Here is a 17,309-nt window from a genome sequence, read left to right as displayed (position 1 = left end):
TATTAGACATTAGACATGAGACTTTTGTCATTAGTTATTAGTTATTAGTTATTAGTTATTAGTTATTAGTTATTAGTCATTAGTTATTAGTCATTAGTTATTTTTACCCAATCACCAATCCCCAGTCACCAGTCACCAGTCCCCAGTCCCCAGTCACCAATCACCAGTCCCCAGTCACCAATCACCTGTTCCCTCAAACATGAAAAAACCCGGCTTAACCGGGCAGATGCACTGTTTGTCGAATTTAGCAATGTTATTTATTTGAGTTCGCAAGTTAAAGGACAAGCAGCATAAACCGTGGTTTGCACTTTTTCTGCTTCACCATGTAGCCAGCTTAACCATTTAACTTCCTTGGGATGAATGCCTTTAGCAGTTAGTACACCAGCCACGATCAAAACTGTCAAAACATTGAACATGATTAAACCACCTGCTACCAGCAACACAGCACTGACAGGCATTACAGATTGTAGGACTATCGACAACAGGCATCCGACCGTAGCCATTACTACAACTAATGGAAAACCGACAACCAACAAACATACTGCCAATGTGAAAGTCCAGATTAAAAAGCTTTTAATCATTAACAAGGAGTAGGTCTTCCCTTGATTAGAGCTTTGAGCCGAAACCATGACTTTTCCTCCCAAATACACAGCAAAGTTTAAATTTGAATTTCAGTTGTGCCTCGCTGTTGACGAGTTAACTGTTTTGATTCAGTGAAATCCAGTATATAGAAACTTATGGAAAAGATGAGCATTTCTTTACTAAACTTTACAGTTTATTTTTTGTAATTATGGATATCTCCTCAAATGCCCCTTTGTGTAGTCAGTCTTGCTTGAGCATATATCTTGAGGAATATAACCTTGTGGAGAGAATAGTCCAATCATGATCTCCGAAATTAATGACCTGCTTTACTTAACATTTCTTATCAAAATTAGGATTGCTTCTCATAATTCAAGAGACTGGGCTGAAAAAGTTATGCAGGACTGATGCAAAACAAAACGAAAGCAGGGGTAATCATGAATTACCCCTACGTAAGAATCAGGTTTTTAGTCCAATCTTGCCTAAGTCCTAAGTAGAAAGGCGTAAAAAACCGAAGTATGTAACTAAAGGTAAAGTTGCCGCAAATCCTCTTCCCTGCTACCTTCCATAGCTGACAAATTTCTCATCTGGGGGTAGAAAGATTAAGTATTTGTAATTTAAGGTAGAAAAATTGCGTAGCATTACAGAAATATTTATGTTTTAATACTGAAGGTTAACCTGTGTAAAACCAGGTTATATTGATGAAGATATATGACAGAATTACCATCTCGCAATCTACCACCCAAACCACCAGCACCACCAGCGCCACCGGTAGCAACATCTATGACACAACGTAATAATACACAAATGTTGCAGAATCCCAGAGTAGGTTCACCAGCTGGCAATGCACCACCACCAATGGCAGCACCAAGGGCAACAGTTCCGGCAACTTCTAAACCACCTGCGGGACTGACCCTAGCTCAAATTGTGCAAGAAGCTTTTGATCAAGGATATTCTGACGTTCACTTGGGGATAGGTGAAATACCCCGTTTCCGTAACCGAGGAGAAATTCAAGTAACGAACTATCCAGAAACGGATGATAGTTGACAGTTGATTGGGAAACATAAAATTGATTACCCAGTCACCAGTCCCCAGTCACCAGTCCCCAGTCCCCAGTCCCCAGTCCCCAAAAGCATAATGACCAAGCTAACCACAGACAAACTATCTCCACCCCAGTTGTTTAAAGGTATTGCTCTTTTTACACCAGGGGGAGATTTAATTTACTGTATTGACCCTAGTAAGCAAGGTCGATGGCATTTACATCTGTGTGGGGCTTTGCAGGAAATTCTGGATTTATCAGAGCCGCCGCATTTTTTAGTACCTTGTTATACAGCTACTATTGATCATTGGTTAAATCCACGGACACAACAAGTACAGACTTTTGCGGAAGCTTATCCGGCGGTGATGCGTCATCAGTCGGTGCTAAGGGCAATTTTTGGGACGGGGGATATAGTGTGGCAAACAGCACCTTGGCAAGAGGGTTTGTGCGATCGCATGGTGTTAGCTACTTATCGTTCTTCTTTTCCCCAACTCTGGGAAGATCATGATTTAATTGTGCGTTTAGATCGTGCAGATATACCATCCCGATATCAGCAAAATCATTTACATCCACAACAGGGAAAATTGAATGGTCAAGGTTATGTATTGCGTTTATTTGTGGCTGGACATAGTATGAATACTGAGCGCATTTTAGAAAATTTACACGATTTATTAGAGCGATCGCTTGGTTATCCTTACACCCTCAAGGTAATTGATGTTTTAACACATCCAGAGCAAGCAGAAATTGATCAGGTTTCGGCAACTCCTACACTCGTTAAGGTTTGGCCTCATCCAATTCGGCGTATAGTAGGAGATATAGATAATGTGGAAAAACTATTACAAATATTAGGAGCGAAGGATAATTGATAATTGATAATTGATAATTGATAATTCGTAATTAACAAGCCGTGTATTCGTGTTTAAAATCAGCGTGATCAGTTCGTAAAACTATCATAAATATTATAATAAATATTATAACAAATATTATAATTAATATTATAATTAATATTATAATTAATATTATAATTAATAATAAAAATCAGCACTACTCTTACTACCTTCAAAGTTATGTATTTCACTTGGTTAGACAGCAATAGTTGGTTAATGGAAATTGGTGGACAGCGGATACTTTTAGATCCTTGGTTGGTGGACTCATTAACCTTTAATAATTTAGATTGGTTATTTAAAGGTTCTCGAACGCAAGATCGACAAATACCAGAAAATATAGATTTGATTTTGTTGTCTCAAGGTTTGGAGGATCATGCACATCCCCCCACTTTGAAAAAACTGGATAAGAATATTCAAGTTGTCGCGTCTCCCAATGCAACTAAAGTAGTAAAAGAATTGGGTTATAAAAATATAACCTCTCTTGATCATGGTGAGACTTTCACTTTAAATAATCAAGTAGAAATTAAAGCTTTTCCCGGTTCTCAAATTGGACCAACTTTGTTAGAAAATGGTTATCTGATCACAGAGTTAGCAAGTGGCGGAAAATTGTATTATGAACCGCATGGAAATCACTCAACACAACTCCAGCAGTTTGCACCAGTAGATGTGGTAATTACACCAATTATTGATTTAAGTTTACCTTTGGGACTACCAATAATTAAAGGAATGAATAGTGCTTTAGAAGTTGCTAAATGGTTACAACCGCGAATTATTCTTCCTACTGCTGCTGGTGGAGATGTTCAATTTGAGGGTGTATTAAACAACTTTTTGCAAGCAAAGGGAAGTGTTGAAGAATTTCAGGGATTATTAGAAAAAAACAATTTAGCTACGCGAGTTATTGCAGCTAAACCTGGTGAACAGGTAACATTTTAGGAAGTAGGTGACTGGTGACTGGTGACTGGTGACTGGGGACTGGTGATTGGTGACTGGGGACACTTCGACAAGCTCAGTGCATCGCTGGGGACTGGTGACTGGGGACTGGTGATTGGTGATTGGTAAAAAGATAAATAACGCAATTACCAATTACCAATTACCAATTACCAATTACCAATTACCAATTACCAATTACCAATTACCAATTACCAATTACCAATGATAAATGGATTGGATTATTTTATTGCGATCGCTACAATCTGATTTTATTAAAAGATTAAATTCTGGTTGTTTACTGCACTGTGAAACACCAGGAAATCATAGTGAATTAACTATTATTTCAGGAGAAAGATTAACAATATTAAGAAATTTTTGCTGGTTAATGGCAGAAAAATATAAACGTACTTCCCCAGTTCGTAACGTTTTTATTAGTAATCTTAAAGGTAAATTAGGTGAAGAAGTTGTTAAAGAACGTTTAGCAGATTTAATTACAGAAGTTGATTATGAAAAACGAATGGGAGGAGATGGAAGACATGATTTTACACTAACTAAAAATCCAGAAATTCGTATACAAGTTAAATCTCGTCATGGTACAATTGAGCAGGTAAGATGGTCGGTAAGTGCAGAGGAAGTTGAAAAAAATACAGTTATTGTTTGTATTTTAATTAAACAAGAAGTTAATGAAGCACAATCAGAATATCATTTATTTTTAGCAGGATTTTTACCTACAACAATGATTAAATTAAAAACTGGTAAAATTTCCTTTGGTATCCATCAATTATTATACGGTGGAGGTTTATTATCTTATTTAGAAAATTTCCCCACTGCTATAGATAATGATCATATAGATTCACAAAATCCGCAGATTTTCTATGAACAGAAAAAAATAATCAAAGAAATTGAATCACAGGATGATTTTCTTGACAATAATGATGATATTATTGATTATAAACATCGAGGTAATATTCGTTATGAATTAGGGGAGTATGAAGGAGCAATTGAAGATTATAATCAGGCAATTAAGATAAATGCTAATGATGAAGATATTTATTATGATCGTGGTAATGCTCATTTTGATTTAGGCAACTATGAAGCAGCAATCAATGATTTTAGTAAAGTGATCAAAATTAAACCTAATTATACAGATGCTTATTATCATCGAGGAAATGCCAGATTAATTATAGGAGATAAACAGGGAGCAATTGAGGATTTCCAGAAAGCAGCGGATTTGTATTGGCAAAATGGAAAAATAGAAGAACATAAAGATACTCAAGCAATGATTTTAGATTTAGAAATTGAAGAATCTTTAGATATTTTAAATTTTTAAAGAATGTCAGGAGTCAGGAGTCAGGAGTCAGGAGTCAGAATATTTGTAATCATGTTAAGAAACCTGGTTTCTGCGTGTTATATTTGTAATATTCTTGTTAATGACCCAGGTGTGTGAATATGATTTTCAATTTTAAAAAAAGTAGTGCTTTGTTAGCTTTATTTTTCCTAGTTAGTAGCAGCTATTTTCATGATGTTGCTCAAGCATCGGTAAAAAATAAGCCGCAGGTAATAGCAAAACAGCAGGTTAATAGTAAAACTGCTCAACCCCATCCAGTTTTTAAATCTATTTTGCCCAAATTAAAGAAAAACACGAAAATTACAATTTTATTACCTAACTATATTCCTGGTTTGGAAGGAGAAAACCCACTTTACGCAATTATCGAAACAGCTAACAAAAATAAGTATGATATTTTATTAGGATTTAGCCCTGATTGTACTGGAGGTACAGCGTGCCGTCTTGGTATGATTAGTGCGGAAGCTATTAATAGTAAAACCCCTAGACTAACTGGTAAAGCGGTATCTTTAGCTAAAGGTACAACTGCTTATTTTGTAGATGCTAAATGTGGTGCTAATTGTTCTGATTCTACCTTAACCTGGCGACAAAAGGGAGTACAGTACACTATTGGCATAAAAGCAGGTAAGCAGAAAGATTTGGTAGAAATGGCTAAATCTGTGATTACACCATAGTTAATTTTGAATTTTCCAAGTATGGGAAAAACCTCTCTCTCACCCTCTCCTACAAGGAGAGTGAACAAGAATAACTGTTATTAATAGAAAAAGAGCAAGTCCTAAGTAAACTCACGTAGGTTGGGTTGAGGAACGAAACCCAACATTTATAAGCTTTTGTTGGGTTGCGCTATCGCTTAACCCAACCTACAAAAACTCTTAACCCAACAGTATTGGAAAAAGAATAATTTTTATTAATAGAAAAAGAGAAATTAAAGCCTCTCCCCCAGTGGGGGAGAGGTTTGGAGAGGGGTCAGATTATTTTCGTTGAACTCCCATTTGTTTAATTTTCCATTCCTTGTTGCCAAGCTGCATAAAATTTAGGATAACTCAGATTTTGGGCAAAGTTCCAGAAAAGTTGATAAATTCCATAGTTAAAACTATAATAAGACCTTTCATAAACATCTTTTGGTAAATATTTCTGCAAATTGGTAATTACCATTGTCATTTGTTCAATTTCTGTAATTTTATCTAAGCTTCCAGCCGCCGTTATCTTGGTATCTTCATCATCAGAATTGCGGATTAAATCAACCAAAGCCTGGATAGCATCTTTATTGCCATTTCCTATTTTGACTAAGCTATCAGCCGCCGTTATCTTGGTATATTTATCATCAGAATTGCGGATTAAATCAACCAAAGCCTGGATAGCATCTTTATTGCCATTTCCTATTTCTCCTAAGCTATCAGCCGCCCTTCTCTTGGTATCTTCATCATCAGAATTGCCGATTAAATCAACCAAAGCCTGGATAGCTTGTTGATGATTTGTTTCTGGGATAACTTTTGTAGCTGCGGTTGCTAATGTGTCAGTGAATCTTACCCAATTTTGTTGATCTTTGTCAAAATAACCAAAGCCATAGCGAATAAGTTTTTCTACAATTTGATCTGATAACTGACATTCTTTAAATTGATCAATTCCCGCAGCAGCTAATAAGAAAGCACGATATTGATAAAATTCACCACATCCATCCTGAAAACTGCATAAAGCTTGAATAAATGCTTCTTTTTGTTCCTCATTTACATCATCTCTTCCCAACCACAATAAAATTACTTCCTTCCACTGGGGTTGAAAAATCCGATATGTACCTTGACTGAAATTTTCAGCATTATGATGGAAAAAATATGTCCAATTATCAACAGCTAAAGCTGCAAAATATTCCTCAAAGGTAGCATGATAAAAAGCATAAACCTTTTGAGTTGGTGATTCTGCGGCTATACCCACATGATTTAACCAACCCAGTTTTAAAGCCAGATAAAACAGGGAATTTTCCTCATCAGGATCTCCCAATTCTTTAATAATAAAATCCTCACGCAAGCGAAACCGCGAACCACCTGCGTCTATATCCCGCAGTGCTAATTTACCTAAACTTGTATTTAATTCTCGTTGTTGTTGTTTTTTAGTAGGAAATTGATTGATTTTCCAGTTATAAATATAATTGACAAACTGTTGATATAGTCCCGCTTTGGTTTCTGGTAAATTTCCTTCTTCCCGTTGCCAAATACTACATAACAGCGTCAACCGCAAAGGATTTTGAATCAAATCTTGCAACCGTGCTTTTTCTGTTTTACCTAATTCTTTTTTTAACCTTTCGCCTTTTTCACTTTCTTCTTTATTGCCAAACCAATTATTAATAAACTGATGCACTTGTGAGGGATAATCAAAATCAAGTAAGCGATAGGTTTCAAAATCCGCTAGTGCATTAACATCAGCTTGCCACACATTCAACCGACAAGTTAACACCACCCGCGTTGTCTGCTGTATCGATCCTTTTAACTGCTGGGCGATAGTTTCTAAAGGTTGGTGAAACTGAGTCCCCACAGACATTTCATCAGCACCATCCAACAGCAACCACACCCGTCCCTGTGCCATTTGCTGCTGGAAATCTGCTTGTGTTTCAGGAGTCAATTCTGTAGCTGAAACAGCCTGTTTTAACCAAATTTCACAAATATATTGTTGTAAATTTATTTCATTACCATTTCGTCCCAAATCTGCCAAAGAAATCCAAATTGGTAAACCTAAATTTTGATCTAAAATCCAATCAGCAATAGTTTGTAGCAGCGTGGTTTTCCCAGCACCTGGTTCACCTATTAATGCTACTTGTCTTCCTTTGGTTTTACCTTCTCCCTTTTCTAAAATTTGACTTAAAAAAGCCCCATGTTCAAATTTTTGTTCTTGTTCATAGTTTGGTTCATATAACTGTGTTCCTGCGTCTGGTGCAAAGTCACCTTTATCTCGTTTTTCTACTTGCTTACGCTGCACCAATGCTAAGGGTACATAAATCTGTTCTCGTTTTTTTTTCGTGTCTTCATCTTGGTGCAACAGTTGATTGCTGGTTGCTTGCTTTGGCAACATTCCACGGCAGATATCTGGCCAGTTTATGGAACTGTCTCGTTTTTTTTCTGGTGGAACTGGGGGAGTATCTTCCGGGGGTGTGGTGTCAATTAAATCATCTAGGTTTAAGTTTAAAGCTTTAGCTATGGCTTCAGCGTATGGTCTATCAACATCCTTTCTAGCAAAAAACCGTTTTACCGTGGCTTCTGAAACATTAGATGCTGTAGCAATATCTGGGTATGTCCAAAGTTTACCTTCATGGTTTGTTTTACTAGCCTTAGCCTGTATAAGCTGCTTTTTCCCCTCCTCATTGACTCGAACAGTATCACGGTTGCGTTTTGGACTCATATTTAAAAATTAATATCTGTGATTAATATATTGAGTTGATTATAGCTTTAAATAACATCTTGATTGACAGATCATTTAAGGTCATTTAAGGTGTAGTTGAAAATTTAATTTTTATAAATAGGGCGGGCAAGATGCCCACCCCACAAGAGTTTGAGGTAACTAGATATGTAAATTAGATGTCATTTAGTTAACTGAACTCAACTGTGCTTAATTGCACCGAAAGCACTTGATAGTTTGGGAACAACAAAAACAAATCACAGGAGTTCCTAAATGTCCTTACTCAATAATCAAGAAAACCATTTAGTTGTAAATAACTTACCATTTTCTACTCCCTTAGAAACCAAATCTGATCACATTATTGAAGTAGCAACCCAGCAACCAGGAGACATTTACAAAGTTGTGTCTGAGCATCCTCATAGTCCAGTAGCCTGGGGTTTTGCTACAGCTATAGTAATAGTAGCAATAGGAGGGGTAATCAAGGTATGGAAATCTGACCCACAAGAATTGAAATATCTGGGTGAATGTATATCAACGGTTATCCACGCTGTAGCTGACTTTGTACAAGTTCTCAAATCTCAAAACAAGGAAGATCATCAGGAAGAGAACAAGGGTGATCAGAACAAAGATAACAAGTAATAATATTGTGGGATGGGCTTCTAGCCCGTCCGGTTTCGCGGTTGGGTTGACACTGAAACAAATCCCCGACTTATTGACTAAATCGGGGATCTAGATTTACAAAACTTAATATCCGCCTTCTTCTTCGTATTCCACCTGTCTTTCCTTCACCTTTTTAGGAATATTCACAGGTTTGGGTGCATCATCCCAAGCATCACCTTCTACATCATCATAATCATCATATTCATCAGCGTAGGTTTTGCTGTAGGGTTGAGGTGCTGGTTTTTTAGGTGCTGGTGCTTGATATCTATCGCTACTCGTTGCTTCACTCCAGTTATCTTCTTCTTCCTCTTCGTAGCGTATGGATTCGTAAGCGCGGGCTTCCATTACCCGACGTTGTGGACGTTCTTCTTCTATATAATCTTCCGTCCATTCTTCCTCTTCCCGTGCTACAGGTTCAGGAGTGCGAACTTTTGGCCGGGGTGGTTCTAATGGTACTCCGCTAGGTAACTGGTTTGCTGGAGAAACTGCGCGGGGTGCAGAATAACCATATTCTTCTTCTGCATCTCTTTCCCAAGGCGCTCTACCAATACCCAACCGTTCTAAAACACCGACTGTTAACTGGTTTACCCGTTCTTCTGCACCTTCAAATACAATTAGTCTACTCGGTCCAGTGCTGACAACTTCATCTATGGATATTTCATAGGTACTCAAAAACTGGTCAGGTATTTGGGGTACTCCCAAGGAGGCGATGACGATAGAGTAAATTTTACCACTTTCGCCATTGAATTTAAAGCCTCTAACTCTGCCTAATACTTCCCCTGTTTCCGTGATCACTTCCCAGTTCATCAAGTTACTGAGAGCTTCCACATCAACATCTTCGATCACATCTTCGTTATCAACCAAAATCACATCACCGATTTGGTTGATACTGCTAAGATACATTTGGCGAGGCAGTCCAGAGATAGAGATCAGGCTGTCTCGCAACCCAAGCGCCACAACCTCTCTTTGATCAATGTCTACCCAAAGTTGACTCACGATACCGAGCCTTTTGCCATTATCGCGGGTAATTACTTGGGTGTTTAATATATCGGAACGTCTAATTATTTGTTCGGAGGTCATTCTATAGGTCGTCCTGTTATCTTAGCGTGCCGTAGGCAATCTGTAATCCGGTTTGTATATAAACTATTTTTAACAGAAAATCAAGGTAATTGGTGACTGGTCATGGGTAATTGGTCATGGGTAATTGGTCAGAATATTATTCTACTCTTGCCTTTTGCCTTTTGCTTATCACCTTGAGGTTGAGTTACGCCAATTGTACGTTCAATTGTACGTTCGGCTGATTTTATCATCGGAGGACGCAAACTGACAACAATAAACTATGCCTGTTGGGCTTGTTGTTTAATCATTCTAGCTAATCTTTCCACGTTTGCCCCATCCAAAAATATATCTACTTCATCAATACCTTACCTTAGCCAAAACGCTGAAACCCTATTGATATCGTCACGATTTTATTGGGTTTCAGACCTATATTTGGAAAATTGGCATAGGTAAGCTGTTGTGCATTTAATTTGTATAAGTGGAACAGGCAAGATGCCTGTTCCACAAAAGTTCAGAATATTAGGATTATACAATTTAGCTGTGTAACAGCTTATTGCTTCATCAAATGAGATTTTTTCAGACAGTCATACCCAGAGCAACAGTATCCTCCTGTAGTCACGTCTATGTTCAGCTAGGTGGTTATAATAAGTTTAAATGCTCAAATTGCGAACCTTATCCTCAATCGGCGACGCTAACGCAGGGAGCTAATCAATCATGTATCAAATAGATCCACCATTATCTCCTCAAGAAGCATTGCCTACAATGTATGATTTACCTAGTGAAAATCAGGAGGAACGGGGATTGCCGGATGAATTTCACTTATTACAACCTGAATTATTACGCCTTACGTTTCGCCCACCTACCTATACTGAAGATAATATATTTACAGGCAGTGATTTAAACTTATATTATGATCCTCTCCATCCCCAATGGTATAAACGCCCTGATTGGTTTGCGGTGTTGGGGGTGTCTCGATTTTATCAACAAACAGAACTCAGATTAAGTTACGTTACTTGGCAGGAGGGAGTAAATCCTTTTGTGGCTATAGAATTGATCTCACCAGGTACGGAAGCGGAAGATTTAGGTAGAAGTTTAAGGGAAGTTAATCAACCGCCTAATAAATGGTCAGTTTATGAACAAATCCTGAGAATCCCCTATTATTTTGTTTATAACCGTTATACAGATGAGTTTAATTGTTTTGGGTTGGTAATGAGTCGTTATCAGCCTTTGTCAATAAATGGACTAGGGGTATGGTTAGAAGAAGCAGAATTGGGTTTAGGATTATGGCATGGAGAATATCAAGGATTAACTAGATCGTGGCTACGTTGGTATGATCGAGATAATAACTGGTTGCCTACACCTGTGGAACAAGAAAAGCAACGTGCAGAACAGGAAAAGCAGCGTGCAGATTTAGCGGAAGCAGAATTAGCTAGATTAAGACAGTTATTAGCAGAAAAAGGAGTTAATTTGTAGTATTTCCATAAATGGTGAACTCGCACTAATGAATAATCAAAATATCTCTGGTCATTTCTAAAAAATCATAGCTCAAAAACAATTCGATTATTTGAGTAATATTTTGTAGAAAAAGCTGTTCAATTTGTTTGTTACTGATATTACCTGTCGTTATTAGTATTATACAGAATTTTTCCGTATAACACCCTGCGGCAAGCGATCACCCCAACTCAACACCAAAATATCACAATATTATTTACTCTAATGATTTCTTATACAGCGATCACTTAATAATTATAGATTGGCGATTCCCGCAGAGCGATAGTTCCCTCCGAGACGCTTTGCGAACGCGATCGCTCTTTTCTTCGTATGTATCGTATATTAAGTATTAGAACCTAGATAAAATTCCTAAACTTCTAAAATTCATGTAATTGCTACAAGGATTTAACTGTGATTACAAATGCTAGTAGCCTTACCCTTAGCAATCTCCGTCAAACCTTCGGCTTGAGACTCAATTCTAGTGATCGCTTTTTTGATGAATGGTTAAATAATGCGCCGACTCTAACCGAAGCGGAACTACAAGGACTAGATCGCCTCACTCGTAACTATACCTATCTCAGTCAAGAGGAAGCACCACTCGAAGAAATTGTTAAGCTTGTCGTGGTATCGCCATTGCTAGATTTGGCTGGTTTCTATCAATCTCCTTTTTTGGTAAAAGCAGAAGTAAGCACCAATATCGAAGTTGCTGACGAAGCTAATGCTATGGTGGTTCAAGGCAGAATTGATATTTTGGTAATCCAAGATAGTTTTTGGATTTTGGTAATCGAATCAAAACCTGCAAGGCTAGACGTTACCGCAGGAATTCCTCAAGCACTCACCTACTTGTTGAGCGCTCCTAATTTGCAGTCAAGTTGTTATGGAATGGTGACAAATGGCAGAGAAGTATTGTTTTTGAAATGCGATCGCAGCCAAGATGCCCCTCAATATACGCGATCGCATACTTATCGGTTACTTGAAAATACATCAGAACGTATACAAGTTTTGCAGGGACTTAAACAAATTGGGACTTATATTGGCGATTTAAGGCGTTAGGCGATCGCTTGATGGTAGTTTAAATATCTGCTCTTTAAGTTCTTGTAACAACATAGATAGCTCCCATACTTGAATGGTTTTCTAATATATGTTGTCTATTCAGTATATTATAAACGATCACACTAAGAAGGAATAGTATTATCCAGTTCTTTCACTTTTTCTTCCAAAATTTTTATAATTTCTTCTGTTGTATGTGTTTTCTCTAAATTTTTTACCCACTCTTTCATCTCTAATTTTGTTTGCTCCTCTTGTGATATTTTTTCTACATGAAGGCAGCTTAGGCAACAATAGAAAGTTATATCATCTGAAATTCTATATCTTACTCTTGTTTCTTTTTTACAAGATGGGCAATTTATATCATATTTTTCATACGGAACAAACGATTTTTTATCTCTACGTTCCTCGTATTCTCGTATACTTTTTAGGTAATCTTCTTTTCTGTATTTTGTATCACAAACGAAACATTTGCACTCTTTCTCTACATTTTTGAATACGGCAAAACTTAATGATCCACAATCAGGACACGAGACTATCAATCCATTTTTATTCTCATTAATCCCATCAATTGCTTGTTGGAATTGTCTTAATCTGTATTGTCTATAGGTTTCAAATCCTGTTACAATTGATTTTATAGTTTCAAAAGTTTTCTGTTGTTCAACTGTGCTAATACTTTTTAAGTTATTTTCCCAGAACTTTATAATTTCATCTAATGCTGCAACCACAATTTCTTCACATTCACTTAAACTTATATTTACTTCAAAATGCTCAAATCTATTTCTCAAATCTCTAAGCTTTTTAATTGGCTCGTCGTTGATAGTGACTTTTGAAATACCTCGTAGTCTTTTAACCAGTTCATCATGATAGACACTAATAAATTCACCATTTTCAAATTTTTTGGAGTCCGCACTACTTATATCTTGGAATATTAAACTCCAATGCTCTTGTTTAAGTTTTTCTTTTAGTAATAACTCAATTCCTGAATACAGATGTAAAACAGAGTATTTCCATGAATGTTGAGAACTGTCGTGTTTAATAAATATGGGTCTTACTGCTACATAGATATAATCTAAACCATTATCCAACAAATTTAATATAATCTTTGCCATTTCTTTAATATGAGGTATATTTTGATAAATAATAAATAACAAGAGAGTAAGTAGCTGAAATGCGATAGCAAAGCACTCCGTAGAAATCGATCTTGTGAACTCCTGTTGGTAATTCAATTATCAGATGATTTCAATTTAATCCCCAAAACCTGAGTATAAGCACCTCTAGCTTGAGTCACCCCTATTGTCCTCTGTGCTGATTCTATCATCGGACGACGCAGACTCACAACGATAAACTGCGCTTGTTGTGCTTGTTGTTGAATCATTTTCGCTAATCTTTCCACATTTGCCCCATCCAAAAACATATCCACCTCATCAAAGGCGTAAAATGGGGATGGGCGATAACGTTGCAGTGAGAAAATAAAACTGAGTGCTGTTAAAGATTTTTCTCCCCCAGACATGGATGCTAAACGTTGTACGGGTTTTCCTTTGGGGTGTGCAACTAAGTTTAAACCACTAATAAAGGGATCTTCCGGGTTATCAAGTTGTAAATAACCGTCACCATCGGATAAGGTGGCAAAAATTGATTGAAAGTTCTCGTTTACTGCGTCGAAAGCTTCTTTAAAAGCAGTTTGTCGTAAAGTGGTAAAATTCTCAATTCTTAATAATAATTCTGTTCTTTCTGCTTCTAAAGTTTCTAATTTCTGGGTTAGTTCTTGTAAACGTCCTTCTACTATTTCATAATCAGTCAAAGCTAACATATTTACGGGTTCCATTGTCTGTAAACGTTTGCCTAAACTGCGTAATTCTTTCTGCAATTCTTCTAAATCTACTTTATCCGGTACTTCTGGTAATGGGTTGGGTAATTCTGCGGCTAAGGTTTGCAATTGCGCTTGCAATGTGGTTAAATCTTCTCTGCGTTTTTCTTGGGTTTGTTGCAGCTTCTCAATTTCCCATTGTAATTTTTGTTGACGTAATATTAAATCTCTTAATTCCTGTTCTGCTGTATCTCGTTTCTTTTTCTCCTCACCTAAATTCTGCTCAAGTTCTTTTAAACTAGCTTGAGTTGCGGTAATTTGAGTATTCAGTTCTGCAAGTTGACTGTTAACTGTTGACTGTTGACTTTCAAGATTAGTTTTTTCATTTTGATATTCAATAACTCGCGTTTCTGATTCGGTAATTTTCTCTTGTAAACGCTGTTTCTGATTTTCCAGGTTTTGCAATCTTTGTTCTACTTCCCTGACAGTAGTTTCTTTTTGTTGTAATTGCTGCTCTTGTTCTCTAATGGTAGCTTGAATTTCCTGCCATTCGCTGGGGGTTTGCGATGCTTCCAACTCAGCTAAGGTATGTCGTAATTGTTGCAGTTGATTTTCTTGATCTGGTAATTCCCGATCTAGAACTTCTAACCGAGTTTGAGCATGATTGAATTTTTCAGTATTTTGGGATAGTTGAGAGCGGGTATTTTCTAACTGCGCGTTTAAGGTTTTTACCTCTTTTTTCAACTGTTCTAAATATAATTGTTGTTCTCTGCGCCCTTGTCTTGCTTCCGTTAACTCCAAACTTAGTTGTTTACTACGAGCAGATAAATTAGTGATAGCTTCTGCACAACGTTCTAAAACTCTTTCAATATCTCCTAACCGCGTCCTTAAATTGACAACTTCCTCAGATTCTTTTTGTTCACCAGTGCCAAATTTTAAACTTGAGCGTTGCGTATTACTCCCACCAGTCATAGCACCGCTAGTTTCTAATAATTCCCCATCTAAGGTAACAATGCGATAAAGTCCGATTTGAGTTCTCGCTTGTTCCAAAGTTCTGAAAACTACTGTATTTCCAAAAACATACTTAAAAACTTCTTGATAGCGTTTATCGCACTCTACCAGATTCATCGCATATTCAACAAAACCATCAACATAACGCAGTGTTAAATCTGGGGTAAACTTAGAAGCTTTTATTTTATTCAAAGGTAAAAAAGTTGCTCTTCCCGCACGTTTTTGTTTTAATAATTCAATTCCCGCAGCAGCAACACGATCATCTTCTACTACTATATGACCTAATCTTGCACCCGCAGCAGTTTCCAAAGCCAGATGATAGCGAGAGTCAACCTTACCCAAATCTACCACCAACCCACATAAACCTGGTAAACCAGATTGAATAATAATTTTACTTGCTTGAGTTCCCTGGACTTCTTGCTGTGCTTGGGTTTGTGCTTCCAGTTTATCTAGCTGACGTTGTTTATCGCGTTGTTCTTGTAATAAACGTTTTTGGGTATCTTGTTGTATTTGTAATTCTTGATCTGTCGCTGCTAAATTCTCTGCTAAATTTTGAATCGGTTGACTAGAACCGTTAAACTCAACTTCTAATTTTTCGCATTCTGCTTGTTTTTCTGCCAATTGTGGTTCTAAATCAGCAAGAATCTGAGATTCTTCTGTAATAAGTTCCTGTAACTGAAAATTCCTTTCTCTCAGTTGTGCTTGCTCAGTTCTTTGAGGTTCAATAGTTTGCAGTAAAGTTTCAATTTGCCGACTTAAAGCTGTTTGTTGTTGTACCCAAACTTCCGAAGCGGTAGCAATTTCCGCAGCAACTTGACGAGATGATTCTAACCTTTCTCGTGCTTGATTGCGTTCATTTTGCAAAGACGTTAAATTTAAACTTGCTGAATTATATTGTTGTTGATTTTGTTGGAGAGAAATCTGATACTCTTGAATTTCCTGTTGAGTTTGGTTTAACCGTTTAACAGTTTCCTGTAAATGAGACTCTAACTCACCCTTTTGTCGTTGAAGTTGCTTGCGTTCCGCTTCTTTGGTTGCAAAAGTAGACTGAACCGCTAAAAGCTGATCCTCACCCAAAGATTTTACATGAGCATTTAATTCATTGAGAAGTGTACTTTGTTGATCAATATTTTGATTGACAGTATTTAAACTTTCAGAAATTTGAGTAAACGCAACATCACCAGCTTGAATATCCGTTGCTAACTTTTCCTGCTGTGCTTGGAGAGAACGCCATGATAACACAGATTCCCAAGATTGCTTTTCTTGAAACTCCTGTTTTAACTGACGATACTTTTCAGCTTTTAGCTTATCTTGATAAAGGCGATCGCGTTGTAAAGTCAACTCCCCTTCTATAATTTTACAACTATCTTCCTTTTCCTTAACCTCATCTAAAGTTCCCTTAGCTTGATTAATCTTTCTATCAAACGCAGCAACACCAGCTAACTCATCAATAATTTCTCGACGTTCCCTAGCATTCATAGAAATAATGCTGGTGACATCACCCTGCAAAACCACATTATAACCTTCAGGGTAAATTCTTAAATTTTCCAACTCCTCATGTAATTCAGTCAAAGTACAAGAAGACCCATTAATATAATAATTAGAAGTATAACCACCCTGAGAGTTAACCCGTAAACGTCGAGTAACACTCCACTCAGTTGGTGACTGGTGACTGGTGACTGGTGACTGGGAATTATTTTCCGCTTCCTCTACTTCCCTAACTTTCTCAACTTCCTGATCTTCCTCACTTTGCGCCTTTGCGTCTTTGCGTGAGACAATATCAGAAATATCAAAAGTAACAGTTACAATAGCCTCAATAGCATTACGTCCTTTAGCGACTTGATTATTATTAACCAAATCTGGCAACTTATCAGCACGCATTCCCTTAGAACTGGATAGTCCTAAGCAGAACAGCAACGCATCCAGAATATTTGACTTTCCCGATCCGTTAGGACCAGAAATGACAGTACAACCCGGTAGTAAAGGGACAGAAGTTGTACCACCGAAAGACTTAAAATTAGTAAGTTCGACCCGCTTGATATGCACCATTATGGGCGCTGCTTC

The 17,309-nt window shown here is 37.2% G+C and carries 15 protein-coding genes and 1 pseudogene; 8 read left to right on the top strand and 8 right to left on the bottom strand.

From position 1 onward, the window contains the following. Positions 1 to 125: 125 nt before the first annotated feature. Together PN497_RS24350 and PN497_RS24345 are read right to left on the bottom strand one after the other, a co-directional pair. Positions 126 to 251, bottom strand: a complete 126-nt coding sequence (locus PN497_RS24350) for a hypothetical protein (RefSeq protein ID WP_272110999.1) — start codon at positions 249 to 251, stop codon at positions 126 to 128. 6 nt (positions 252 to 257) lie between these two features. Then, positions 258 to 629, bottom strand: coding sequence for a hypothetical protein (locus PN497_RS24345; protein WP_096564960.1), 372 nt, complete (start codon positions 627 to 629; stop codon positions 258 to 260). Between the two features lie 661 nt (positions 630 to 1,290). Here PN497_RS24345 and PN497_RS24340 point away from each other — a divergent pair. The 3 genes from PN497_RS24340 to PN497_RS24330 all read left to right on the top strand — a co-directional run bounded on the left by PN497_RS24340 (position 1,291) and on the right by PN497_RS24330 (position 3,438). Then, positions 1,291 to 1,626, top strand: a complete 336-nt coding sequence (locus PN497_RS24340; protein ID WP_190348209.1) for a hypothetical protein — start codon at positions 1,291 to 1,293, stop codon at positions 1,624 to 1,626. 90 nt (positions 1,627 to 1,716) lie between these two features. Next, positions 1,717 to 2,484: a circadian clock KaiB family protein gene (locus PN497_RS24335; protein ID WP_096572527.1), complete on the top strand. Its 768-nt coding sequence runs from the start codon at positions 1,717 to 1,719 to the stop codon at positions 2,482 to 2,484. Between the two features lie 201 nt (positions 2,485 to 2,685). Further along, entirely contained in the window at positions 2,686 to 3,438 is a 753-nt protein-coding gene (locus PN497_RS24330) for an MBL fold metallo-hydrolase (RefSeq protein WP_096564958.1), read from the top strand. Here PN497_RS24330 and PN497_RS24325 read toward each other — a convergent pair. Further along, positions 3,435 to 3,581 (bottom strand): hypothetical protein, encoded by a 147-nt coding sequence (locus tag PN497_RS24325; RefSeq protein WP_272110998.1) that lies wholly within the window; start codon positions 3,579 to 3,581, stop codon positions 3,435 to 3,437. The genes PN497_RS24330 and PN497_RS24325 overlap by 4 nt on opposite strands. An 83-nt stretch (positions 3,582 to 3,664) precedes the next feature. Here PN497_RS24325 and PN497_RS24320 point away from each other — a divergent pair, with 83 nt between their 5' ends. Together PN497_RS24320 and PN497_RS24315 are read left to right on the top strand one after the other, a co-directional pair. Beyond that, positions 3,665 to 4,765, top strand: coding sequence for a tetratricopeptide repeat protein (locus PN497_RS24320; RefSeq protein ID WP_096564956.1), 1,101 nt, complete (start codon positions 3,665 to 3,667; stop codon positions 4,763 to 4,765). A 119-nt stretch (positions 4,766 to 4,884) separates the two neighbouring features. Next, positions 4,885 to 5,454 (top strand): hypothetical protein, encoded by a 570-nt coding sequence (locus tag PN497_RS24315; protein ID WP_096564954.1) that lies wholly within the window; start codon positions 4,885 to 4,887, stop codon positions 5,452 to 5,454. 322 nt (positions 5,455 to 5,776) lie between these two features. Here PN497_RS24315 and PN497_RS24310 read toward each other — a convergent pair whose 3' ends face one another. Next, positions 5,777 to 8,170 carry an NACHT domain-containing protein gene (locus PN497_RS24310; RefSeq protein WP_272110995.1) on the bottom strand — a complete coding sequence of 798 codons (2,394 nt, stop codon included), beginning with the start codon at positions 8,168 to 8,170 and terminating at the stop codon, positions 5,777 to 5,779. Positions 8,171 to 8,440: 270 nt separating this feature from the next. Here PN497_RS24310 and PN497_RS24305 point away from each other — a divergent pair, with 270 nt between their 5' ends. Next, positions 8,441 to 8,806 carry a hypothetical protein gene (locus PN497_RS24305; RefSeq protein WP_096564952.1) on the top strand — a complete coding sequence of 122 codons (366 nt, stop codon included), beginning with the start codon at positions 8,441 to 8,443 and terminating at the stop codon, positions 8,804 to 8,806. A gap of 105 nt (positions 8,807 to 8,911) precedes the next feature. On the opposite strand, the gene PN497_RS24300 is transcribed toward PN497_RS24305, so the two are convergent. Next, entirely contained in the window at positions 8,912 to 9,907 is a 996-nt protein-coding gene (locus tag PN497_RS24300; RefSeq protein ID WP_096564950.1) for a PRC-barrel domain-containing protein, read from the bottom strand. Between the two features lie 128 nt (positions 9,908 to 10,035). Next, positions 10,036 to 10,245, bottom strand: a pseudogene (locus PN497_RS25990) (hypothetical protein); the annotation flags it as partial. Positions 10,246 to 10,600: 355 nt separating this feature from the next. Here PN497_RS25990 and PN497_RS24295 point away from each other — a divergent pair. Then, on the top strand, positions 10,601 to 11,359 hold the full coding sequence (locus PN497_RS24295; RefSeq protein WP_096564948.1) for a Uma2 family endonuclease: 759 nt from the start codon (positions 10,601 to 10,603) through the stop codon (positions 11,357 to 11,359). A gap of 429 nt (positions 11,360 to 11,788) precedes the next feature. Further along, positions 11,789 to 12,430, top strand: coding sequence for a type I restriction enzyme HsdR N-terminal domain-containing protein (locus PN497_RS24290; RefSeq protein ID WP_096564946.1), 642 nt, complete (start codon positions 11,789 to 11,791; stop codon positions 12,428 to 12,430). Positions 12,431 to 12,552: 122 nt separating this feature from the next. Here the strand turns inward: PN497_RS24290 and PN497_RS24285 are convergent, their stop codons facing one another. Together PN497_RS24285 and smc are read right to left on the bottom strand one after the other, a co-directional pair. Then, entirely contained in the window at positions 12,553 to 13,536 is a 984-nt protein-coding gene (locus tag PN497_RS24285) for a hypothetical protein (protein ID WP_272110990.1), read from the bottom strand. A 113-nt stretch (positions 13,537 to 13,649) separates the two neighbouring features. Continuing rightward, positions 13,650 to 17,294 (bottom strand): chromosome segregation protein SMC, encoded by a 3,645-nt coding sequence (smc, locus tag PN497_RS24280; protein WP_096564942.1) that lies wholly within the window; start codon positions 17,292 to 17,294, stop codon positions 13,650 to 13,652. Positions 17,295 to 17,309: the final 15 nt, after the last annotated feature.

It is taken from the genome of Sphaerospermopsis kisseleviana CS-549 (assembly GCF_028329225.1).
Lineage (GTDB): Bacteria > Cyanobacteriota > Cyanobacteriia > Cyanobacteriales > Nostocaceae > Sphaerospermopsis > Sphaerospermopsis kisseleviana.
Note: the sequence above shows the minus strand (reverse complement) of the source record. Positions and strands in the feature narration are given on the sequence as shown.